The organism is Micromonospora sp. NPDC005305, assembly GCF_040607315.1.
GTDB lineage: Bacteria > Actinomycetota > Actinomycetes > Mycobacteriales > Micromonosporaceae > Micromonospora.
The window spans coordinates 1-22,549 of the sequence record NZ_JBEXGL010000042.1 but is presented as its reverse complement, the minus strand read 5'-3'; the positions used below and the strand labels follow the sequence as shown (position 1 = coordinate 22,549).

The 22,549-nt window shown below is 76.4% G+C and carries 16 protein-coding genes, 1 rRNA gene and 1 pseudogene; 3 read left to right on the top strand and 15 right to left on the bottom strand.

Features of this window, described 5'->3' with window-relative positions:
- The 7 genes from ABZS80_RS32890 to recN all read right to left on the bottom strand — a co-directional run.
- The coding region (locus ABZS80_RS32890) for a hypothetical protein (RefSeq protein ID WP_355062048.1) at nucleotides 1-1,861 on the bottom strand (1,861 nt) is incomplete at its 3' end.
- On the bottom strand, nucleotides 1,861-2,994 hold the full coding sequence (locus ABZS80_RS32885) for a glycosyltransferase family 4 protein (protein ID WP_355062046.1): 1,134 nt from the start codon (nucleotides 2,992-2,994) through the stop codon (nucleotides 1,861-1,863). The genes ABZS80_RS32890 and ABZS80_RS32885, both read right to left, overlap by 1 nt.
- Complete coding sequence (locus ABZS80_RS32880) at nucleotides 2,991-4,685, bottom strand: lipid II flippase MurJ (protein WP_355062044.1); 1,695 nt, start codon at nucleotides 4,683-4,685, stop codon at nucleotides 2,991-2,993. The genes ABZS80_RS32885 and ABZS80_RS32880 overlap by 4 nt, the downstream gene beginning before the upstream one ends.
- 1 nt (nucleotide 4,686) lies before the next feature.
- Nucleotides 4,687-5,550: a hypothetical protein gene (locus ABZS80_RS32875; RefSeq protein ID WP_355062042.1), complete on the bottom strand. Its 864-nt coding sequence runs from the start codon at nucleotides 5,548-5,550 to the stop codon at nucleotides 4,687-4,689.
- 46 nt (nucleotides 5,551-5,596) lie between these two features.
- Complete coding sequence (locus tag ABZS80_RS32870; protein WP_355062040.1) at nucleotides 5,597-6,538, bottom strand: copper transporter; 942 nt, start codon at nucleotides 6,536-6,538, stop codon at nucleotides 5,597-5,599.
- A 27-nt stretch (nucleotides 6,539-6,565) separates the two neighbouring features.
- Nucleotides 6,566-7,744 (bottom strand): putative cytokinetic ring protein SteA, encoded by a 1,179-nt coding sequence (steA, locus tag ABZS80_RS32865; RefSeq protein WP_355062038.1) that lies wholly within the window; start codon nucleotides 7,742-7,744, stop codon nucleotides 6,566-6,568.
- 118 nt (nucleotides 7,745-7,862) lie between these two features.
- Nucleotides 7,863-9,620 carry a DNA repair protein RecN gene (recN, locus tag ABZS80_RS32860; protein WP_355062036.1) on the bottom strand — a complete coding sequence of 586 codons (1,758 nt, stop codon included), beginning with the start codon at nucleotides 9,618-9,620 and terminating at the stop codon, nucleotides 7,863-7,865.
- Nucleotides 9,621-9,699: 79 nt separating this feature from the next.
- Between recN and ABZS80_RS32855 the strand changes: the two genes are divergently transcribed.
- On the top strand, nucleotides 9,700-10,683 hold the full coding sequence (locus ABZS80_RS32855) for a helix-turn-helix domain-containing protein (protein WP_355062034.1): 984 nt from the start codon (nucleotides 9,700-9,702) through the stop codon (nucleotides 10,681-10,683).
- 95 nt (nucleotides 10,684-10,778) lie between these two features.
- Here the strand turns inward: ABZS80_RS32855 and ABZS80_RS32850 are convergent, their stop codons facing one another.
- The 5 genes from ABZS80_RS32850 to ABZS80_RS32830 form a co-directional block, all read right to left on the bottom strand.
- On the bottom strand, nucleotides 10,779-14,507 hold the full coding sequence (locus ABZS80_RS32850) for a S8 family serine peptidase (protein ID WP_355062032.1): 3,729 nt from the start codon (nucleotides 14,505-14,507) through the stop codon (nucleotides 10,779-10,781).
- A gap of 688 nt (nucleotides 14,508-15,195) precedes the next feature.
- Complete coding sequence (locus ABZS80_RS32845; protein WP_355062030.1) at nucleotides 15,196-16,080, bottom strand: NAD kinase; 885 nt, start codon at nucleotides 16,078-16,080, stop codon at nucleotides 15,196-15,198.
- Nucleotides 16,077-16,931: a TlyA family RNA methyltransferase gene (locus ABZS80_RS32840; protein WP_355062028.1), complete on the bottom strand. Its 855-nt coding sequence runs from the start codon at nucleotides 16,929-16,931 to the stop codon at nucleotides 16,077-16,079. Before ABZS80_RS32840 ends, ABZS80_RS32845 begins: the two co-directional genes overlap by 4 nt.
- Before the next feature lie 24 nt (nucleotides 16,932-16,955).
- The gene (locus tag ABZS80_RS32835) at nucleotides 16,956-17,201 is read right to left on the bottom strand and encodes a hypothetical protein (protein WP_355062026.1); all 246 of its coding nucleotides are present in this window, start codon (nucleotides 17,199-17,201) and stop codon (nucleotides 16,956-16,958) included.
- Complete coding sequence (locus ABZS80_RS32830) at nucleotides 17,198-17,947, bottom strand: hypothetical protein (protein ID WP_355062025.1); 750 nt, start codon at nucleotides 17,945-17,947, stop codon at nucleotides 17,198-17,200. The genes ABZS80_RS32835 and ABZS80_RS32830 overlap by 4 nt, the downstream gene beginning before the upstream one ends.
- 111 nt (nucleotides 17,948-18,058) lie before the next feature.
- Here ABZS80_RS32830 and ABZS80_RS32825 point away from each other — a divergent pair, with 111 nt between their 5' ends.
- Nucleotides 18,059-18,394, top strand: a complete 336-nt coding sequence (locus ABZS80_RS32825; RefSeq protein ID WP_355062023.1) for an SCP2 sterol-binding domain-containing protein — start codon at nucleotides 18,059-18,061, stop codon at nucleotides 18,392-18,394.
- Between the two features lie 9 nt (nucleotides 18,395-18,403).
- Here the strand turns inward: ABZS80_RS32825 and ABZS80_RS32820 are convergent, their stop codons facing one another.
- Both ABZS80_RS32820 and ABZS80_RS32815 read right to left on the bottom strand, forming a co-directional pair.
- Nucleotides 18,404-19,399 carry an HAD-IIA family hydrolase gene (locus tag ABZS80_RS32820; RefSeq protein ID WP_355062050.1) on the bottom strand — a complete coding sequence of 332 codons (996 nt, stop codon included), beginning with the start codon at nucleotides 19,397-19,399 and terminating at the stop codon, nucleotides 18,404-18,406.
- Between the two features lie 539 nt (nucleotides 19,400-19,938).
- Nucleotides 19,939-20,526 (bottom strand): annotated as a pseudogene (locus ABZS80_RS32815) (hypothetical protein); the annotation flags it as partial.
- Nucleotides 20,527-20,583: 57 nt separating this feature from the next.
- Between ABZS80_RS32815 and ABZS80_RS32810 the strand changes: the two are divergent.
- Nucleotides 20,584-22,368, top strand: a complete 1,785-nt coding sequence (locus ABZS80_RS32810) for a hypothetical protein (protein WP_355062021.1) — start codon at nucleotides 20,584-20,586, stop codon at nucleotides 22,366-22,368.
- Nucleotides 22,369-22,460: 92 nt separating this feature from the next.
- Here the strand turns inward: ABZS80_RS32810 and rrf are convergent.
- Nucleotides 22,461-22,549 (bottom strand): 5S ribosomal RNA (rrf, locus tag ABZS80_RS32805); the annotation flags it as partial.

Genomic DNA, 22,549 nt, shown 5'->3' with positions numbered 1-22,549 from the left:
CGGCCAGGGCCAGGACGGTGAGCGGGCTGTTCACCAGGGTCTGGAAGTTGGCGGTGCTGGACCGGTGCACGGTCAGCCCGCCGGTGCCGTCGCCGAGCGCGGCGAGGAACCGCCCGAGGCTCCCCCGCTCCGCCTCCGGCCGGCCCACGTCGACCACGGCGAAGCCGATGGTGACCGCCAGCCCGGCCATGGTGGCCCAGGCCAGCCGGCTCACGGTCAGCCAGCCGCCGGTGCAGATGGCGGCGGCCACGCTCACCCCGGCGGTGAGCGCGATCGCGCCGATCGAGTCGGCACCCAGGTAGGGGCTGCCCACGACGACGACGGCCGCCCCGCCCACCGCGACCATCACCATCGGCCGCCAGGCCCGGCGGACCCGCTGGGCCAGCCAGCCGCCGCAGAGCAGCGAGCCGGCGATGAACACGCCCAGCCCCACGGTGCCCAGGCCGGCGTACCGGCCGCCCTCCAGGGCCGAGTAGCCGATCACGCCGTTGAGCTGCAGGCGGGAGCCGGTGAGCACGTCCACCCCGACCACCAGGGTGGCCAGGGCCGCCACCGCGCCGAGCGGACCGAGGGTGCGCTCGTGGCCGGGGGTGAACCGGACCGCGGCGGTGCCGCCGACGGTCAGCAGGGCGGTGACGGAGGCGAACCACCAGCCGGCGTGCGACCCGCGCCACCAGGGCACCGCGTCGGCGAGCAGGGCGGCCGGCACGGCGAGCGCGGCGGCGATCAGCAGCAGTTCCACCGCCGCCACCACCCGCCGGGACACCGGCGCGGGCCCGTGCGGGCCGGCGTGCCGGCGGGCCCGGCGCAGCAGCGGCAGCACCGCCACGGCGAGGGCCACCTGGGCGGCGGCGAGCAGGGTGAAGAACCAGCCGGCGACCCGGCGCTGGGCGGCGGCCTCGCGGTCCGCGTCGGCCGGCGCGTCGATCGCGGCGCGCAGGTCGTCGGGGCGGTCGCCGGTGGAGGCGGCCGGGCGGCCGAGGAAGAGCCGCTCGGGCATCGGGCGGCCCAGGGCGGCCAGCGCCGTGGGGGCCAGGTCGACCAGTTGCAGGTAACCCTCGCGGGCGGTGCTCGGCGAGGTCAGCCAGCCCCGGCCCCAGCCCGGACCGTCGGCCACCGCGACGTGCAGCCGGGACGGGGTGTCGGTGTCCGAGACGCCGGCCACCAGGACCAGCGAGCGGGGCGGCCGGGCGGCCAGCACCCGGGCGAGCTGGGCGTCCACCTGGCGGGCCTGGGCGGCCCGGCTGGTCGGGTCCTCGCCGTCGATGGTGCCGAGGTCGACGATGCTCAGCACACAGGAGCCGAGCAGCTTCGCCGGGTCGGCGGGGAGCACCGGGGCGTACCGGTCGACCCGGCCGAAGGGGCGCGCGGCGGCCACCGCGGCGCCCGGACCGACCGCCACCGAGCAGCGCACCGATTCGGACAGCGCGCCCGGGGTGGTCCCCCAGGAGAGCCGGTCCTGGTTGTAGGCGACCACGCTCTCCTGGTCGGGCAGGTTCGCGCCGATCCCGTCGGGCTGCTCGACGGTCACCCCGGTGGCCGGGCAGCCCCCGCCGGGCCGGCTGCCCTTCCAGGCGGCGAAGTTGCCGGCGCCCAGGGTCAGCCAGCCGTCGACCGGGCAGGTGGGCCGGTGCGCGGAGCGGACGGAGAGGGAGCCGATCGAGCCCTGCTCGGCCATCCGCCACAGGGTGGGGGTGGTCTGCGGGTCGACGTCATCCCAGCGCAGGCCGGCCGCTCCGGCCAGCACCACGAAGTCGGCGCTGCGCTCCGGCGCGCCGTCGTCGGGGCGGGCGGCCAGCGCGGTGATGCCGAGTGCCACCACGACCAGGGTCAGCAGCACCGGGGTCAGTCTGCGCAGCATCACCGGGTCCCTGTCGAGTGCTCGGGCGTCAGTTCGGCGTACAGGTCGGCGAGGGCGCCCGTGGTGTCCGCCTCGGTCGGCCAGGTCGCGGCCCGGGCGGCGCCCCGGCGGGCCAGGTCGGCCCGGCGGGCCTCGTCGTCGAGCAGGTCGCGCACCGCCGCGTCGACGGCGTCCACGTCGCCGGCCGGCACCAGCACCGCGGCGTCGCCGACCAGCTCCGGCAGGCCGCCGACGGCGGTCGCCACCAGCGGTACGCCGGCACCCAGCGCCTCCTGGGCGAACAGCTGGCGGGCCTCCCAGTCGCTGGTCACCACGGCGAGGTCGGCGGCGCCGAGCAGGTCGGCCACGTCGGTGCGGTGCCCGAGCAGGGTCACCGGCGCCCGGGCGGCCGAGATCCGCGCGGCGAGCGGGAGGTACGCGGGCCCGCTGCCGGCGATCACCACGAGCGGCGCCGGTTGCCGGGTACGCCACCGGGCGGCCGCGTCGACCAGGATGTCGTACCGCTTCTGCGGGTGCAGCCGGCCCACCGAGACGATCAGCGGCCGGTCGGCGGCGACCCCGAACTCGGCGCGGACGGCTGCCCGGCGGCGGGACGGCGCGGGCAGCGCCGGCGCGGCGACCGGGGCGAGGCGGGCGTCGGCGGCGCCGAGCGCGGCGGCCCGTTCGACGAGGTCGGCGGAGGCGCCCAGGGCGACCCGGACGTTGCGGGCGACGATCCGCTCGGCGAGCCGGGACAGGGTGCCGCGCAGCCCGCCGGCGAGCACGGCGTTGTGCCAGGTGACCAGGAGCGGGGCGGGCGGCCGGGCCAGCACGGCCACGAGGCCGGCGCGCAGCCCGTGGGCGTGCACCACGTCGACCGGCGGGTCGGCGAGGGCCCGGCGCAGCGCCGCGACGGCCCGCGCGTCGGCCGGGGTGGGGCTGGCCGGGATCTCCACCGGCGTGAAGCGGGCGCCCACCCCGGTGAAGTCGAACTGGTCCTGGGTGGCCGCCGGACCGCAGACCAGCACGGACGCGCCGGCCTCGGTCAGGCCCCGGGCGATCGATCGGACGTGCTGCCCGACGCCACCGGTGCTGGAGGCCAGCACCAGTGCCACCGAGCCGGGCCACCGCGGCGCGGACGAGGCGTCCGTCATGAGGACATGCTCTCCTTCCCGTCCGCCCGTCCGGTGGGGCGCTGCTCCCTCGGCGTGTCGCCGGACCCGCCCGGTGGCCGTCGCCGCCGCAGCCGGCGGGCCACGCCGGCGAGCAGCGGCCGGACATCCCGTTCGTCGGTCAGCCAGGCGACGGTGAGGAACAGGGCGCCGACCACGACCCCGGACAGCATGCCCTGAACCAGGGCCTCCCCTGTCGTCGGGGTCCCGCCGGCGAGCCCGGCGAGTCCCCGGGCGGTGGCCGCCCCACCGAGGCCCGCGACCGCGGCGGCCAGCAGGCCGGCGGCCCCGGCGCGCCCGACGCCGGCCAGGGCGGACCGGCCGGCGGTGCGGACCACGGCGGCGATGAGCAGTCCGCCGAGGAGCAGCATGCCGGCGGAGGTGGCCAGGGTCACGGCGAGCACCCGGTCGGCGAGGGGCAGCAGGTGCCCGAGCAGCACGGCGAGCGCGGGCACGCTGAGCCAGCCGAGCGCGGTGGCCACCGTGGCCGACCGGGTCTCCCCTCGCGCGTAGAGGGCCCGGGTGAGCACCGCGAACAGGCCGTAGCCGAGGAGGCCGGGGGCGAAGCCGGCGATGCCCGCCGCGGCCGTGGCGGCGTCGGCGGGGTCGAAGAAGAAGTGCCCGACCGGGATCGCCGTGCCGACGAGCGCGGCGGCCCCGAGCAGGCTGAACAGCATCACCCCGCGGACCGCCGGGGCGAGGGTGTCCCGGTAGGCGCGCTCGTCGCCGGCCGCCCGGGCCGCCACCAGCGTCGGGTACGCGGCCACCGCCAGCGGGACGGCCAGCACCGCCCACGGCAGGAAGTAGATCGTCTGGGCGAGGTTGTAGACGCCGACGTCGGCGGTCCGGCCGTAGGTGACCTGGTTGAGCGCGACGACCAGCGCGATCTGCTGGGCCGCGACGGTGACCACCCCGGCGACGGCCAGCCGACCGACCCGGGCCCGGGCGTCGGCGGGGAACCGGAAGCCGGGCCGCGGCCGCAGCCCGAGCCGGCGCAGCGGGACCAGCAGGGACAGCGAGAGCACCACCACGCCGAGCGTGGTGCCGCCGGAGAGCAGCAGCTCACCGCCGGCGCCGACCTCGCCGACCCCGGCCAGGCGTCCCTCCGCGGCGGTGAAGCCGAGGTAGACCACGATGACGGTCACGCTGGACAGCAGCGGGGCGATCACCGGCCAGGCGAACCGGCGGTGCGCCTGGAGCACGCCGGTGAGCACGATGCCGACGCCGTAGAGCGGCAACTGGGGGGCGAAGACCCGCAGCATCCGCGCCCCGACCTCCTGCTGGGCGCCGTCCAGGCCGTGGCCGAGCAGCCCCAGCAGCGGGTCGGCGAGCAGCGCCACCAGCACCGCGAGCGGCACCAGCAGGCTGAGCGTCCAGGTGAGCAGGGCGCCGGTGGTGGCCGCGACCGCCCGCCGGTCCCCCGCGTCGACCGCGCCGGCCAGCAGCGGTACGACCAGGCTGGCCAGCGCCCCGCCGGCGACGATCTCGAAGATGAAGTTCGGGACGTAGTTCGCCACCAGGTAGGCGCCACCGAGGTCGGTGGGGGCGAGCGTCCACGTGAAGACGGCGGTGCGGCCGAAGCCCGCCAGCCGGCTGACCACGGTGAGGACGGCGATGAGGGCGGCCGCTCCGGCCACGCGGCCGGCGGCGGCGAGGGGTGCCGGTTTCGTCACGTCAGTCGGCGAGCCGGCCCAGCTCGTCGAGGTGCCGCAGCCCCGGGGTCCGCTGGATCACCTGGGTGAAGCTCACCTTCTCGCTGGCGGCGGTGAGAGCGGCGAGGACGGCCAGCACGCCGGCCCGGCCCAGTGGCCCGGTCCGCGCCGCCAGGCTCACCCCGAGCACCGCGCCGAGCGCGTTGGCGCCGCTGTCGCCGAGCATGACCCGCTCGTCGAGGTCCTCCCGGACCAGCGCGGCGGCCGCACCGACCGCGCCCGTCGCGATGCCCCCGAACGGGCCGCCCGCGAGGGGCGCGCCGAGCAGCATGCCGGCCTTGAGCGCCCGGCCGGGGCGCAGGTCGAGCAGGTTGACCAGGTTGGCGGTGCCGGCCACCACGCCGGCGCCGAGCAGCACGTCGAGCCCGCGGCGGAGGCCGCCGGCCGCCTGCCGGCGGGGGTGCCCGGCGACCCGCGGGTCGGCGGCGAGCAGCACCGCCGCGCCGAGCCCGGCCGCGCCCACGCCGGCGATCTTGACCAGCCCGGCGGTGACCCGTCCCTCGCGCAGCGCGGCCAGGTGCCCCGCGAAGCCCTTGGCGGCCTTCTGGTCGGGGCGCGCGCCCACGACGTCGTCGTAGAGCCCGACGGAGCCCGCGCCCACCCCGGCGAGCAGGGCGGCCGCACCCGCCGGAGCGCTGCCGGCACCGAGCGCGCCCGCGGTGGCCGCGCCGACCGCGAGGGCGGGGCCGGCGGCCAGGGTGACCGTGCGGCCCCGGAAGTTCGTGCGTTCCAGCGCCGGCGCACCCGGCGAGGTGCACACCTCCCGCAGCACGTAGCGGGCGGCCAGCGCCCCGGCGCCGACGGCCAGCAGCCGACCCACTCTCACGCGACCCCTCCGATCCGGATGTTCAGCGCGACGCGGCACGGACCGGTCACTGGGGCAGTCTAGGCAGCAGCGCGGCCGCGTTGTCGCCGACGCCGTACTGGCCGGCCTTCTTCTCGGTCAGCTGCTGCACCAGGGCGAGGCTGGTCACCAGCTGCCCCTGCACGGTGTTGGCGTTGTCGACCGTCGAGATGGTCTGGGACAGCACCGGGTCGCCCCGGACCACGGAGACCACGTTCCCGCCCGCCGAGCCCATGCCCCCGACCACGATCGCGCCGGTCCGGTCGAACTGCTCGGCGATCTTCACCACCGACTCGTCCTTCTCCGCCGAGTACTTGTCGACGTAGGGCTGGCCGCTCACCAGCACGACCGCCTCGGCGGTGCCGCCGATCCGGTCCTGCGGGGTGAGGTAACCGGAGTTGGTGTACTGCTGCACCACCGCCCGCCGGTCCGCGTCGGTGACCGCCGGGCTGCCCTGCGGGCGGTCCAGCAGGACGCTGGCGAGCAGCGCGCTGGAGGTCTCCACGCCGTGCCCGTTGCCCGGCAGGCCGGAGGTGGGCACGCTGTTCGGGCGGGCCGCCGTGACGGCCAGCTCCAGCAGGTTGTTGTTGCTGTCCGGGTTGATGAACTTGTCCTGGACGTCGATGCGGGCGGTGACGTTGGCCCCGGCGAGCTGGAGCATCTTCACCACGCCCTCGGTGTGGTCCCGGCCGCTGGGCAGGCTGAGCACCAGCACCCGCCGGCCGTTCAACTTGCCGGGGAGGATGACCTGCGCCATCTCGGCGGCGAAGTCCTCCTCCATGTCCAGTTCCTTCTGGAGGCTGTTGACCGACTGGCGCATCAGCGAGTTGTCCTTGCTGAGCCCGTTGACCCGCTCCTTGAGCGAGTCGGCCACCGGACCGTTCAAAGCGGCCGTGCCGACCACCAGGCCGATGGCCAGCGCCAGGAAGACCGCGGTCAGGGACACCACGTGGTAGCGGAAATTGATCACGCTTGCAGCCTCTTGATCGTCGGGAAGCTAGAAGATCTGGCCGAGCTGGAACACGAAATTGTCCCACCACTCCGACACCACACCCAAATACGCCTTCCCGACTGTGGAGACCGCCACCGCGGAGGCCATCGCAGCCACCGCCGAGAGGATGAGCAGCAGCAGTGAGGAACCGGAGATGCTCTGCCGGTAGAGCCGGCTGACGCCCTTGGCGTCGACCAGCTTGCCGCCCACCTTCAGACGGGTCAGGAAGGTCGAGGCCATGCCGCCCCGGCCCTTGTCGAGGAACTCCACCAGGGTGGCGTGGGTGCCGACGGCCACCAGCAGCGACGCGCCCTTCTCGTCGGCCAGCAGCATGGCCAGGTCCTCGCTGGTGGCCGCGGCCGGGAAGGTGATCGCCGGCACACCGAGGCCCTCGACCCGGGCCAGGCCCGGCGCCCGGCCGTCCGGGTAGGCGTGCACGATCACCTCGGCGCCGCACCGCAGCACGTCGTCGGTGACCGAGTCCATGTCACCGATGATCATGTCCGGGGTGTAGCCCGCCTCGACCAGCGCGTCGGCGCCGCCGTCCACGCCGATCAGCACCGGCTTGAACTCCCGGATGTACGGGCGCAGCACGTCCAGGTCGGCCTTGTAGTCGTAGCCGCGCACCACGATGAGGCAGTGCCGGCCCTGGACCTGGGTCTGGATCTCCGGCACGCCGACGCCGTCGAGCAGCAGGTCGCGCTCCTGCTTGAGGTAGTCCATGGTGTTGGCGGCGAACGCCTCCAACTGCACCGACAGCCCCTCGCGGGCGTCGGCCATCGACTTGGCGACCGTCTCGGCGTCCTGCAGGGCGCCGTGCGCGACCGGCTCCTCGCCGACGAAGACCGTGTTGCCCTCGATGCGCACCACGTCGCCCTCGCGGATCTGCTCGAAGACGCTCTCACCGAGGTCGTCCAGGAGCGGGATGCCGGCCGAGATCAGCACCTCGGGGCCGAGGTTCGGGTAGCGCCCGGACACCGACGGCTTGGCGTTGAGCACGGCGGCGACACCGACGGCCACCAGCGAGTCGGCCGCCACCCGGTCCAGGTCGACGTGGTCGATGACCGCGATGTCGCCCGGGCGGAGCCGGCCGACCAGCCGTTTCGTCCGGCGGTCGAGGCGCGCGGTACCGAGGACTGAGCCCGGTTCCGCGTTCCGGGTCCGGCGCAACGTGGGTAGACGCATCGTGACCATCCTGGCATGTGAGGCAGGTTTTGCTGTCGCGACATGCCTGAGCAGGGCCGCCTACCCAGGGAAGCACACCGGAGCGCACGCCGGTGTGCTTGCGCTCACAATCTCGGGATCACGGGCGCCTTTCCTTGGCCGCCACGGCCAGGAGCTCCTCCGCATGCGCGATACCCAGATCCGAGTCGGGCAAACCGGCGAGCATCCGCGCCAGCTCGCGGGCGCGCTCAGTGTCCTCCACCACCCGGACGCCGCTGGTGGTGACCGCTCCCCCGGTGTCCTTCGCCACCACCAGGTGCCGGTCGGCGAACGCCGCGACCTGCGGCAGGTGGGTGACCACGAGCACCTGGTGGCTGCGGGCCAGCCGGGCCAGCCGGCGGCCGATCTCCACCGCGGCCTGCCCGCCGACACCGGCGTCGACCTCGTCGAAGACCAGCGTGGGCGGGCCGCCCGAGCCGGCGAAGACCACCTCGATGGCGAGCATCACCCGGGACAGTTCGCCACCGGAGGCGCCCCGCTGCAACGGCAGCGCCGGCGCGCCCGGGTGGGCCAGCAGCCGCAGCTCCACCTCGTCGGCGCCGTCCGGCCCGACGCCGGCCTCGACCCCGTTGACCGGCAGGCTCGGCTCGGCTCGCCCGGCCGGCCGGGGCAGCACGGCCACCTCGATGCGGGCGTGCGGCATGGCCAGCCCGGCCAGCTCGACGGTGACCTGCTCGGCGAAGCGGACCGCGGCCTCCTGCCGGGAGGTGGAGACCCGCCCGGCCAGGTCGGCCACCTCACCGGCCAGCCGGGCGGCCTCCCGGTCCAGCTCGTCCAGCAGATCGTCGGAGGTGTCCAGGTCGGACAGCCGGGTGCGGGCCCGCTCGGCCCAGGCGATCACGCCGTCGACGTCGTCCGCGTACTTCCGGGTGAGGCCGCGCAGCGCCGCCCGGCGTTCGTAGACGGTCTGCAGGCGGGCCGGGTCGGCGTCGAGCGCGGCCAGGTAGGTGGACAGTTCGGCGGAGACGTCGGTGACCAGGGTGGCCGCCTCCTCCAGCCGGGCGGCCAGCTCGCCCAGGGCGGGGTCGGTGCCGGCCTGCGCCTCCAGGGTGCGCCGGGCGGTGCCGAGCAGCGCGGTCGCGTCGGGGGTGTCGTCGGCCGCCTCGACGCCGCCGGCCACGCACTGCTGGGCCACCTGGGCCGCGGTGCGCAGCCCCTCGGCGTGCTCCAGGCGCTGCGCCTCCGCCTTCAGCTCGTCGTCCTCGCCCGGCTGCGGGTCGACCCGGGTGATCTCGTCGAGGCCGAGCCGGAGCAGGTCGGCCTCCTGGTTGCGCTCGCGCGCGTTGCGCCGCCGGTCGGCCAGGTCGTCGACCACCGCCCGCCACCGGGTGTGCGCCTCGCGCAGCGCGTCGAGCAGCTTCTCGTGCTCCGGGCCGGCGAACCGGTCGAGCGCGGCCCGCTGCTCGGCCGGGCGCAGCAGGCGCAGCTGATCGGACTGGCCGTGCACGGCCACCACCTGCTCGCCGACCTCGCCCAGCATCGACACCGGCATGCCGCGGCCGCCCAGGTGCGCGCGCGACCGGCCCTCGACGGTGACCGTGCGGCTCAGCAGCAGCGAGCCGTCCTCGTCGGGTTCGCCGCCCCCGTCGGTGATCCGGGCGTGCACCGTCCCGGCCACCCGGCCGTCCAGGCGCAGCCGGCCCTCCACCACGGCGCGGCCCGGTTGGGCCCGGACCCGGCCGGCGTCGGCCCGGCCGCCGAAGAGCAGGCCGAGGCCGGTCACCACCATGGTCTTGCCCGCACCGGTCTCGCCGGTGATGACGTTCATTCCGCCGGTCAGCGGCAGCGTGGTGTCCTCGATGACGCCCAGTCCGGTGATGCGCAGCTCTTCCAGCACAGCACCCGACAGTAGACGCGTCCTCCGACACTTGACCAGCCGGCGCGGTGCCGGTGACGGGGTCGTACAGTTCTGCCCCGTGCTGGACGTGATCGGCCTGACCCCGGACGAGGAGCGGCTCTACCGCTGCCTCGTGCAGCTCACGACCGCGCGGGTCGGCGAGCTGGCCGAGCGGCTCGGCCTCCCGAGCACGGACATCCTGGCCCAGCTCGAAGCCCTGCGCGGCAAGGGACTGGTGCTGCCGGCCGGGCCGGAGCCCGACGCGCCGCTGCGGCCGCTGGCACCCGACGTTCCGCTCGGCGAGGCGCTGCTGCGCCGCCAGGAGGCCCTCGAGTCGGCCCGCGCGGCGGTCACCCAGCTCACCGAGGAGTACCGGGCCGGGATGCGCCGGCACGACGCCGGGCACCTGGTCGAGGTGGTCACCGGCGCCCGGGCGCTGCGCGAACGCCTGCGCGACCTGCAGAACGGTGCCCGGTCCGAGGTGCTCTGGTTCTGCCGGGCGAACCCGCTGGCCATGCCGGGCCAGGAGAACGTCGAGGAGTTCGACGCGCTGGCCCGCGGGGTGCGCTACCGGGCCATCTACGAACGCGGGATGCTCCTCGAACCGGACGCCCTCGGAGACGTCGAGCAGGGCGTACGCGCCGGTGAGCAGGCCCGCGTCCTCGACCGGCTGCCGGTCCGGCTGGCCATCGTGGACGGCCGGACGGCGGTCTGCCCGCTGGTGCCCGAGCGGGGCAGTGGCGAACCGACCGCCGCCGTGATCGGCCGCAGCCAACTGCTGGACGCGCTGCTCGCCCTGTTCGAGAGCCACTGGCTGATGGCGACGCCGCTGGGCCCGGCCGCCCCACCGGTCGCCCCCGACGGCGACGGCCACCGGCCGGACCCCGACGAGGCGCGGCTGCTGTCACTGTTCGTGGCCGGTGTGCCGGACAAGTCGATCGCCTCGCAGCTCGGTGTGAGCCGCCGTACGGTGCAGCGCCGGCTCGCCGACCTCATGGCGCTCGCCGGCGTGGACACCCGGCCGGGGCGGGCCTTCCAGGTCGCCCGCCGGGGCTGGATCTGAGCAGGCCGCCGGGCGGGGCTGGATCTGACCCGGCCGCCCGGCGGGGCTGGATCTGAGCCGGGCGGGGCGGCACCGGGCCGCCCCGCCCGCCCCGCTCAGCGCAGCCCGTACGCGTCCAGTACGGTCTGGTCGACGGTGTTCCCGGCGCGGTCCCGGGCGCGGGTGCGCAGCGACACCGTGCCGTGCCCGGCCGGCACCGCGGCGGTGAACCGGGTGCCCGAGCCGTGCACCGGCACCGCCCGCCAGCTCCGCCCGCCGTCGAACGACACGTCGACCCGGACCTGGCCGCCCGTCGGCGCCGGCAGCCCCGCCGGCTGGCGCAGCGTCAGCTCCAGCCGGTGCGGCCGGCCGGCCACCTCGCCGCGCAGGTCGGCCGGCACCCGGTAGTCGACCTGGAGCAGCGGCAGCGGCCGGGCGGCGTCCCCGGCCGGGCGGGCCGAGGTGAACTCCCAGGCCGTCTCGGTCCGCGTGGCCCACCGCCACTCCGCCGAGGACCGCCCGGTGGTGACGTCCAGCCGGTAGCGGGCGGCGCCCGGGGTGGTGGGCACGGGCGCCCAGCCGCCGGAGAGGTCGGCGATCTGCTGGCCGTCCCGGCTCAGCCGGCGTTCGACGGTGTCCTGCTCCTCGCCGTACCCGGCCGGGCTGTAGTGGCCGTCCGCGTCGACGAACTCGGCCACCCGCAGGTCCAGGACGTCACCGGTGCGCGTGGGCACCGGCGCTCCGCCGGTCGCCGGCACGGCCGGCCGGACCACCGGGGCGTGCCAGGTCTCGGTGACCCGGTCGTCGGCGGCGTAGCGTCGGGGCTGCCCGGCGAGCCCGCCGAGCAGCGTCCCCCAGGACCAGGTGAGCTGGTGCAGCACCCGCTGCTGCCACCAGGAGTCCCCGGCGCTGACGAACTCCTGCCGGCTGGTGCCGGTATGCACCATCCGCTGGTCGTCGTTCCAGGAGTACTCCTGCCAGGGGCGCCAGCCGAACCGCTGCTCGGTGGCCCAGTCGGACCCGCCGGTGTCGGCGTAGCGGGCGGTCACCTCGGCGGTGTTGTTCGCCGTCACCCGGTGCACGATCCGCTCCGGGACCCGCCCCTTCGACACCTGCCACACGTCGTACAGGTAGGGGCTGTCCACGGTCAGCGTCACGTCGAGGGTCGCGCGGCCGCTCTTCGCCGCCGCGATCATCCGCTGTCCGTCGTCGTTCGCGACCACCAGCGACGGGATCGGCAACCGATCCCCGTCCGGGCGCCAGACCGTCCACGCGCTCCGGTCCGCCGGGCGGACGATGAGCACCATGGCGGCGCCGGCCGCCGTGGCGTCGGCGATCTGGTCCTCCTCGGCGCGGTCGTAGCTGCCGGCCACCAGCGCGGCCGCGCCTCGGGCCCCGGCCCGGGCCAGCTCACCGGCGGTGCCGTCGCCCGCCCAGACCAGCCGGAGCTTCCGCCGGCCCGCCGGAGCCGGCGACTGGCTCAGCAGGTTGATGTCCAACGGACCGGCGACCTTACCGACCTTGGCGTCCACCATGGGCGCCACCAGCTGCCAGCGGGAGGCGAACTCGAACTCGCCCCGGCTCACCGGCCGCGTCGGGGTGACGTTGACCTGCTGGGTCGTGCTGAAGTTCATGACGCCGTGGTCGACCTGCCGGCCGTTGCCGAAGATCCGGTGCTCGTAGAAGCTGATCGCCGCCCGCTGCTCGGTCGGCTTCGGCGTCTCGATCCGCACCGGCGTGCCCTTGCGCGGGTCGAGGACCACCGTCAGGTCCCGGTCGACCATGAGCTCGGGGTCGGTGACCAGGGTGATCTGCTCGTCCAGCGGGGCGCCGTGCTCGATCAGGCCCTCCAGCAGGTACGGACCCTCCTCGACCTGCACCTGCCACCCCGTGGGGGGAAGCCAGAGCAGCTGGTCCGAGTCGGAGTGCTCACCGAAGAGGGTGACCACCGGCGAGAGGCCGGGCTGCCCGGCCATGTCCAGGGCGCGCAGGGTGACGGTGTGGATCGGGCCGCTGAGGGTGAGCCCGACGGCCGTGCGTACCGCGACACCGTCCGCGCCGGTGGCCACCAGCCACCCGCTGTGCACTCCCCGGTCCAGCTTCGCCGGGTCGGCGTGCAGCGGGACGTTCACGCTGCCGCCGGCCGGGACGGTCACCTCCGTGCCGTCGAGCGAGATCCCGTCCGGCTCGGCGGCGCCGCTGTCCAGGTTGCGCAGCTCCAGGGCCAGCCGCAGGGTCTGCGGGGCCGCTGTGCCGTTGGAGTACGTCACGGTCCGCTCCGCCGCCGCGCCGCCGGTGTTCACTCGGCCGAAGTCGGCGGTGGCCGAGCCGTACACCCGCTGGCTCAGCGCGCGGGCCACGTCGACCCGGCCGCCGCCCTGCTCGTAGACGGTCAACGCGGGGTTCGGCTTCGTGGTGCTGACCAGCGCGTCCTTGAGCTTCCCGGCGGTCCAGTCCGGGTGTTCCTGGGCGAGGATCGCGGCCGCGCCGGCCACGTGCGGGGTCGCCATCGACGTCCCGGACGCCCGGGTGTACGCCTCGTCTACCGGCGTACCCATGGTGGTGCCGGAGGCGCGGGCGGCGACGATGCCGACACCCGGCGCGGTGATCTCCGGCTTGAGGCCGTTGTCGCCCACCCGCGGGCCACGGCTGGAGAAGTCGGCCAGGTTGTCGTCACGGTCCACCGCGCCGACGGTGAGCGCGGCCGCGGCCGCGCCGGGCGACCCGACGGTGCCCGCCGCTCCCTCGTTGCCGGCGGCGATCACGAAGAGCGTGCCGGTCTCGGCGGTGAGGTCGTTGACCGCCTGGCTCATCGGGTCCGTGCCGTCGGTGGCCGGGCCGCCGAGGCTCATGCTGATCACCTTCGCGCCGGAGTGGGCGGCCCACTCCATGCCCGCGATGATCCCCGAGTCGTAGCCGCTGCCGCCGTCGTCGAGCACCTTGCCGATCAGGAGCCGCGCGCCGGGCGCGACGCCCTTGCGCAGCCCGTCGGAGGCCGCGCCGCTGCCGGCGATGGTGGAGGCCACGTGGGTGCCGTGGCCGTGCCCGTCGCGGGCGCTGCCGCTGCCCGTGAAGTCCTGCGCCTCGACGATCCGACCGGCCAGGTCGGGGTGGGTGGCGTCGACGCCGGTGTCGAGCACCGCCACCCGGACGCCGGTGCCGTCCCGGCCAGCCGCCCACGCGGCCGGGGCGCCGATCTGCGGCACGCTGTGCTCGAGCGCCGGGTGCACCCGCCCGTCGAGCCAGATCCGGGCGATGCCACCACCGAGGCGGGGCGCGGCGCTACCGCTCCGGGCCGCCGGCGTGCCGCCCAATGTCGTCCACAGCCCATCGAGGTCGGCCTTGTCGACCCGCAGCGCGGCGCCGTTGATGCTCGGCAGCGCACGCGTCGCGGTGGCGCCGGCCAGCGCCCGAACGCGGCCGGCAGCCGGCTGCTGGTAGCGGACGATCAGCGGCAGCGCGCCCTGGGCGGCGTCGCCGTAGCCCTCGGCGGCCAGCTCCTCCACGTCGAACAGGTCCGGGTCGAGCACCCCGGCGGAGAGGTACGGGACGACGTCGCTGGGCAGCACGCGCAGCCCGCCGTCGACCTGCACGGTCTGGAAGGTGACCCGGTCCCGGCCGGGTCCGGGGTGGACCGTGGCGGCGACCCGGCCGGGCGCGGCCCGGACGAGTTCGACCTGGTCGCCGGTGATCAGGGTGATGCGGGCGGGTGCGGCGCCCGGGGCGGGCGTGGCCGGGCTCGGGCCGGTGGGCCGTGCGGCCGGGTCGGCGGACGCCGGTGCGGCGAGTCCGACCACCAGCGCCCCGACCGCGCCGGCGGCGAGCCAGCGTGGGGACCGGTGCATGCGATGCGCTCCTCTGCTCGGGGGCCGGCCTCGGGGGGGATTGAGGCCGGCCCACCGGAGTCTGCGACGGAGATCATCTGTCGGTCACTAGGTACGCCGCGCCGCACCGGCGACATGTCGCCAGGTGGACACGAGGTTGCCGCGACGAGGCGGGCGGATGGTCACCACGCCGCTGCCCGCGGCGGCGGGATCGCGGCAGCGGCGATGGCCGGGGTGCCGGAACGAGTGCGTCGCCACCCGGTTCGTGAGCCGCCGTTTCCTCCGACGGCGGCTCGCCGATCCGGCCGACCCGACCGGGGTCGAAACCCGGCCGGGCGCGGCTCGCCGTCCGCCCGCCGCGGCCGGCCGCGACTCCTCCGGCACCCCGACCGTCGTGGACCCGACCACCCCCTGGCCAGGGCCACGACCGTCGGACCGCGCGGTCCGGGCGGACACGGCCTCGCCGCCCCGCCCGGACTCCACCTCGACGCAGCCCGGACGCCCCGATCGCCGTCCCGTGCGACGGCGTCACCGGCCCCGACGGGCGCCGCCGCGGGGGCGGAAGCGTCCGCCCCGGCCCGGGTGCCGGCGCGGTGCGCCGGAACCCGGCGCGGCGTGCGGTCGTCGGGGGAGGCTCCTACCGTAACCCGCCCGGGGCCGCGGCCGGGTACGCCGAACCGGCGCGACGCGGTCTTCGCTGAGTCGCCGGTCAGCGCCGGCTGCCGCGCCAGCCCTGCACGGGAAGGTCGAACTTGGCCACCAGCCGGTCGGTGAACGGCCGCGCCCGGAGCCGGACGATGCGGACCGGCAGCGCGCCCCGGCGCACGGTGACCCGGGCGCCCGGGGGCAGGTCGTAGACCCGCCGGCCGTCGCAGCAGAGCACCGCGAGGGTGGTGAACGGGTCCACGGTGATCGCGAAGGTGGACGTCGGCGCGGTGACGAGGGGGCGGCTGAACAGCGCGTGCGCGCTGATCGGCACCAGCAGCAACGCCTCCACCTCGGGCCAGACCACCGGACCGCCGCCGGAGAACGCGTACGCCGTGGAGCCGGTGGGGGTCGCGCAGACCACGCCGTCGCAGCCGTAGCGGGACAGCGGTCGGCCGTCCACGTCGACGAGCAGCTCCAGCATCTGGGCCCGCTCGCCCTTCTCCACGCTGATCTCGTTGAGGGCCCACGACTCGATGGTCGGGCCGCCCTCGAACTCGGCGGTGACGTCGAGGGTGAGCCGTTCGTCCACGGTGTAGTTGCGCCCGACCACGTCGCGCACCGCGCGGTCCAGGTCGTCGATCTCCGCCTCGGCCAGGAAGCCGACCTTGCCGAGGTTGATGCCGAGCAGGGGCGCCTTGGCCGGGCGGGCCAGCTCGGCGGCGCGCAGGAACGTGCCGTCCCCGCCGAGCGCGAAGACGATCTCCGCGCCCTCGGCGGCCTCCGGGCCGGTCACCGGCACCACGCCGGGCAGGTCCAGGTCGTCGGCCTCCTCGGCGACCACCCGCACCTCGAAGCCGGCGGCGATGAGGTCGGCGGCCACCGCGCGCGCGTGCTCGGTGCTGCGCCGACGACCCGTGTGCGTCACCAGCAGAGCGGTCCGGCTCACCCGGACACCTCCTCAGTCGTGGCCTCCGGCCCGGCGGCCGGAACTCCCTGCGGGCCGGCGGCCACCACGGCGCGGACCCGGTCGGGGTCCGCGGCGGGCGCGTCCCGGCGTAACCATACGAAGAACTCGACGTTGCCGCTCGGCCCGGGCAGCGGGCTGGCGGCCACGCCGGCCAGGCCCAGCCCGAGCTGCGCGGCCGCGGCGGCCACGTCGAGCACGGCCTCGGCACGCAACTCCGGGTCCCGGACCACCCCGCCCGCGCCGACCCGCTCCTTCCCCACCTCGAACTGCGGCTTGACCATCAGCGCCAGGTCGCCGTCGGGGCGCGTGCAACCGGCCAGCGCGGGCAGCACCAGCCGCAGCGAGATGAACGACAGGTCGGCCACCGTCAGGTCGACCGGGCCGCCGACGGCCTCCGGCGTGAGGGTACGCACGTTGGTGCGCTCGAAGACGTGCACCCGCTCGTCGGTCCGCAGCGGCCACGCGAGCTGCCCGTAGCCGACGTCGACGGCCACCACCTCGGCGGCGCCGGCGCGCAGCAGCACGTCGGTGAAGCCGCCGGTGGAGGCGCCCGCGTCCAGGCAGCGCCGGCCGTCCACGGTCAGCCCACCCGGGGTGAACGCGGCGAGCGCGCCGGCCAGCTTGTGACCGCCCCGGGAGACGTACTCGTCGGCCGGGTCCTCGCCGGTGACCAGCAGCGGGTCGGCGGGGTCGACCATCGCGGCGGCCTTGCGGGCCGGCACCCCGCGCAGCTGGACGCGACCGGCCTCCACCAGCGCGGCGGCCTGCTCACGGGAGCGGGCCAGCCCGCGGCGGACGAGTTCGGCATCCAGCCGGGTGCGACGTGCCATCGGTGGTGGTTCTCCGCCTCTCGGTCAGGCCTGGTCGATGCTGGCGAGGGTCTCGCGCAGCGTCTCGTACGCCGCCTCGTACTGGGCGATCTGGTCCGCCGGGGAGAGCGCCGCGGCGTTGATCATGGCGTGCACGGCGGCGTCCACCGCCGGGTGCCGCGCCTCGCCGACCTCCTCGACCGGCGCCGGCCGTACGCCCGGGGGCGGGCCGGGCCGGGGACCGGCCGGCGGCGGCCCGGGGCGCGGGCCCGGACGGAACGGCGCGGTCACGACTCGGCACCGCCGGTCGGCTTGCGGCCGGCCTTCTTCGCCCGCCGAGCCGGCGCGGCCGGCGACTCCTCGGCCGGGGTCCGGGCGACCGTGGCGGCGGGCTTCTTCGCGATGGCCTTCTTCGCCACGGGCTTCTTCGCGACCGCCTTCGTCTTGGCGGGCACGGGAGGCGTCGAGACGGGCGCCTCGGGAGCCGGCGTGGCCGGGGTCGACGGCGCGGGTGCCGGCGCGGTCGGGGTCGACGGCGCGGGTGCCGGCGCGGTCGGGGCCGGTCGCTTCGCACCCGGCGTGACCTCGGCCGGCCGCTCGGCGGTCGGCTCCCCGGACGGCGCCACCTCGCCGGCGCCCGCCGTCTCGGCGGCCGGCGGCGGAGAGGCCGACGCGCGCAGGGCGTCGCTCTCGGACGCGCCGGTGGGCTTCGCCCCGGCCTCCGGCGCGCCGCTCGTCCTGGCCTCGCGGAGCTGCCGCTCCAGGTCGTGTACCCGGCGGGTCAGCTCGGCGACCTCGTCGGCAGTGGCCAGCCCGACCGCGCCCAACGCGCGGTCCACCTCGAAGCGGACCAGCTTGGTCAGCGCCTCCCGGTTCGCCGTCCCGGTGGAGACCAGCTCCTCGGCGAGCGACTGGAGCTGGGCGGCCGTCGCGCCGCCCTGGCCGACCACACGCTTGACGGCGTCCTGGGCCTTCTTCCGTGGCGCCTCCGTCAGGCCCATGGCCAGCTCGAGGTAGGCGCGCCACGCGTCCTGCATGCCTGAGTCCTTCCGCGGGGCGGGGTGTGCAGGTGTCACGCTACCGGGCGCCCCGCACGCCCCATTGCGGTACGGTGCCGGGAACGGCGTGGCGAGTGGTGAGGAGACGATGTGGCCAGCGTGGACGAGTGCCGGCAGGCGTTGCACGACCTGGCCGCCCGGCTGGACCGGCACGCCGAGGTGCAGGGGCGGATCGACCTGGACCGCACGCTCGCCTGCCGGGTCACCGACCTGGACACCGCCTTCCACGGGCGCATCGAGGGCGGCCGGCTCGTCGACCTCACCGACGGCGACGACCCGAAGGCGAAGATCGCGCTGAGCACCACCAGCGACGACCTGGTCGCCCTGGTGCACGGTCAGCTCGACGTCATGAAGGCCGTGGGCGCCCGGCGGGTGTCGATCAAGGCGAACCCGTTCGACCTGATGAAGCTGCGCAAGCTGCTCTGACCGGGCCGGTCAGTCCCCCAGGCCGAACGCGGCCAGGGCCTCCTCCGCCGCCGCGGACGCCGGCCGCACCCGCGGACCGGCCGCCGTCGACCAGGCCGCCGCGCAGAGCGCCGCGAGCGCGTCCAGCGGGCGTCCCGCGCCGTCGAGGGTGAGCCCCCCGTCCGCGGCCGTCGCGGACCAGCCACCGGCGTCCGCCACGCCCGGCACCCGCACCACGGCCGCCGGGTCGAAGAGCCCCGCCAGGTCGAAGGAGACGTACGCGGGCCGGCGCGACTCGGGCGCGGCCAGCAGCTCGGCCACGTCGCTGACTCCGGTGAGCACCAGCAGGCTGTCCAGCCCGGCCCGACGAGCGCCCTCGATGTCGGTGTCCAGCCGGTCGCCGACCACCAGCGTCCGCCCCGAGCCGGCCCGGCGGGCGGCCGTGGCGAACAGCGCCGGCTCCGGCTTGCCCACCACCACGTCGGGATCCCGCTCCAGCGCCGTGCGCAGCACCGCCACGAGCGAGCCGTTGCCCGGCAGCGGGCCACGCGGGCTGGGCAGGGTCCGGTCGGTGTTGGTGGCGTACCAGGGCGCGCCCGCCCGCACCGCCAGCGACGCCTCGGCCAGGTCGGACCAGCCGACCTGCGGTCCGTACCCCTGGGCCACGGCGGCCGGCTCCTCGTCCACCGTCGAGACCGGGCGCAGGCCCACGGCGCGCAGCTCCGCGCGCAGCGCCTCCGCCCCGACCACCAGCACCGGCGCACCGGCGGGCAGCCGGTCGCGCAGCAGCTCGGCGGTGGCGGCCGCGGAGGTCAGCACCTCCTCCGGCCCGGCCGGCACACCCATCCCGGTGAGCAGGTCGGCCACCTCGCTGGAGCGGCGCGAGGCGTTGTTCGTCGCGTACGCGACCGCCCGGCCCTCCGCGCGCAGCCGACCGACCGCCTCGACCGCGCCGGGGATCGGCCGGTCGATCAGGTAGATCACCCCGTCCAGGTCGAAGACGACCAGGGCGTACCCGTCGACCAGCCGAGCGCCCGTTCCGGCCCGGTCGCGTTCCCCGCGATCCGGACCGGAATCCGCGTCCCCGGGGCTCCCGGTCACCGGCGCTCCGACTCCGGCGCGTCCGCGCCCGGGGTGTCCGGGCCGGCCGCGTCCACGGCGGCCGCGTGGGTGTCGGCGGCGAGCGAGCGTGCCTCCGCGTCGGTCAGCTCGTCGTCGCCCAGGTCCGCCGCGTCCCGGTCCCGGTACCCGGCGCCCTCGCCGGCCGGCACCGCGTCGGCAGCGTCCGCGGCGACGGCGTCCGCCGTGTCGGCGTCGGCGCGCAGCCGGCCGTCACCGTCGAGGTCGTCGTCCTCGTCGTCGTCGCTGTCGTCGTCCTGGTCCGCGTCGCCGTCGAGGTCGTCGTCCTCGTCGTAGTCGTCGTCCTCGTCGTCGTCTTCGTCGCCGAGGTCGTCGTCCTCGTCGTCGTCGAGGTCGTCCTCGTCGTCGTCCTCGTCGTCGTCCTCGTCGCGGTCGTCGTCGCGGTCGTCGTCCTCGTCGTCGCGGTCGTCGTCGGAGTTGCCGGTGAGGTCGGCGTCGGGACGGGCCGGCACGGCGCCCGGGGTGCCCGGACCGGCGGCCAACTCCTCGTCCTCCTCGTCGTCGCCCTCGATGACGACGCCGTCCAGCTCGAGCAGCCGCTCGGCGGCGTCGGTCTCGCCCTCGGCGTCCGCGTCGGCGGCCCGGGAGAACCACTCCCGCGCCTCCTCGCGCCGGCCCACCGCGAGCAGCGCGTCGGCGTACGCGTAGCGCAGCCGCGCCGCCCACGACTCGGTCGAGTCGGCGGTCAGCTCGGGGACCTGGAGCATGGCCACGGCCGCGTCCTTCTGCCCGAGGTCGCCCCGGGCCCCGCTGGCCACGATCAGCAGCTCGATGGCGACGGCCTGGTCGAGCTTCTCCCGGTCCGCCCCGCGGAACAGGTCGATGGCCCGCTCGGGGCGACCCAGCGCCCGCTCGCAGTCGGCCAGCACGGCCAGGTGGCTCTGCAGTCCGGTCATCCGGTGGTAGGTGCGCAGCTCGGCGACGGCCGTCTGCCACTCCCCCGCGTGGTACGCGGCCAGCCCGACCGCCTCCCGCACCGCAGCGATGCGCGAGGCAAGCCGGCGCGCGGCCATGGCGTGCGCCAGCGCCTCCGCCGGATCGTCGTCGATCAGCAGCCCGGTCGCGACCAGGTGCCGGGCGACGGTCTCCGCCACCGGCTTGGCGAGGGAGAGCAGCTCCGCGCGGACGGCCGAGTCGAGGTCGCTGGCGACCACCTCGTCCGGCAGCGCCGGCGCCTCACCCGTGCGCCCCTCGCCGCGCTCGTCCTGCCGCTCCCGGTACGCGCCGTCCTGCCGGCGGTCGTCCCGGCCGTAGTCCCGGCGGTCGCCATCCCGCTCGGTGCGCTCGCGCCCACCCCGGAAGCCACCCTCGCGGTCGTCACGGCGGAAGCCGCCGGGCCGCTCGTCGCGGCGGAAGCCCTCACGGCGGTCGCCACCGAAGCCACCCTCGCGGCGCTCGCCGCCACGGGACCCGCCTGCGCGGTCGTCACGGCGGAAGCCCTCACGGCGCTCACCGCCGGCGTAGCCCTCACGGCGCTCGCCGCCCTCACGGCGCTCGCCGCCGCGGAAGCCACCCTCACGGCGCTCGCCGCCGCGGAAGCCACCCTCACGGCGCTCACCGCCACGGAAGCCACCCTCGCGGTCACCACCGCGGACGCCACCTTCACGACGGTCGCCGCCACGGAAGCCACCCTCACGGTCACCACCGCGGACGCCACCTTCACGACGGTCGCCGCCACGGAAGCCACCCTCACGGTCACCACCGCGGAAGCCACCTTCACGACGCTCGCCGCCACGGAAGCCACCCTCACGGTCACCACCGCGGAAGCCGCCCTCGCGACGCTCACCGCCGGCGCTGCCGTCACGGCGGTCGCCGCCCCGGAAGCCACCCTCGCGGTCACCACCGCGGAAGCCACCCTCACGGCGGTCGCCGCCACGGAAGCCACCCTCGCGGTCGCCACCGCGGAAGCCGCCCTCGCGACGCTCACCGCCACGGAAACCGCCCTCACGACGCTCGCCGCCCCGGAAGCCGCCTTCACGGTCGCCGCCGCGGAAGCCCTCGCGACGCTCGCCACCGAAGCCACCCTCGCGACGCTCACCGCCACGGAAACCGCCCTCACGGCGGTCGCCGCCACGGAAGCCACCCTCGCGGTCGCCGCCACGGAAGCCGCCCTCACGACGGTCCCCGCCACGGAAACCACCCTCACGACGCTCACCGCCGGAGCCGCCCTCACGACGCTCCCCGCCACGGAAGCCACCCTCACGGCGCTCACCGCCACGGAAACCGCCCTCACGACGCTCCCCGCCGGAGCCGCCGTCGCGGCGGAACCCGCCCTCGCGGTCACCACCGCGGAAGCCACCCTCACGACGGTCCCCGCCACGGAAGCCACCGTCGCGGCGCTCACCGCCGGCGCCGCCCTCGCGACGGTCGCCGCCGCGGAAGCCGCCCTCACGACGCTCACCGCCGGAGCCGCCCTCGCGACGGTCGCCGCCGCGGAAGCCGCCCTCACGACGGTCCCCGCCGCGTTCGCCGCCACGGAAGCCGCCCTCACGGCGCTCCCCACCGCGTTCGCCGCCACGGAAGCCGCCCTCACGGCGCTCACCGCCGCGGAAGCCCTCGCGACGCTCGCCGCCGCCGACACCACCCTCGCGACGGTCGCCGCCGGCGAAACCGCCGCGGCGCTCGCCGCCCCGGAAGCCGCCCTCGCGGCGCTCGCCGCCGGCGCTGCCGTCACGGCGGTCGCCACCGCGGGAGCCGCCCTCACGGTCGCCGCCACGGAAACCGCCCCCGCGGGAGCCGCCGTCGCGGTCGCCCCGGTACGGCGGACGGTCGTCGCGGCGGGCGTCGCCGCGCCCCTGCCCACGCTCGGCACGGTCCTCGTAACGACGGGGGCGATCCTCGCCCTGCGGTCCTGAACTCACAGGTACATCCTTCCTCATTGCGTCCCCCAAGGACGCTAACGCAGTCGAGGGCCGACCCTGCTGGGGCGGCCCTCGACTGAAAGATTGTCCGGCGGTGTCCTACTCTCCCACACCCTCCCGAGTGCAGTACCATCGGCGCTGGAGGGCTTAGCTTCCGGGTTCGGAATGTTACCGG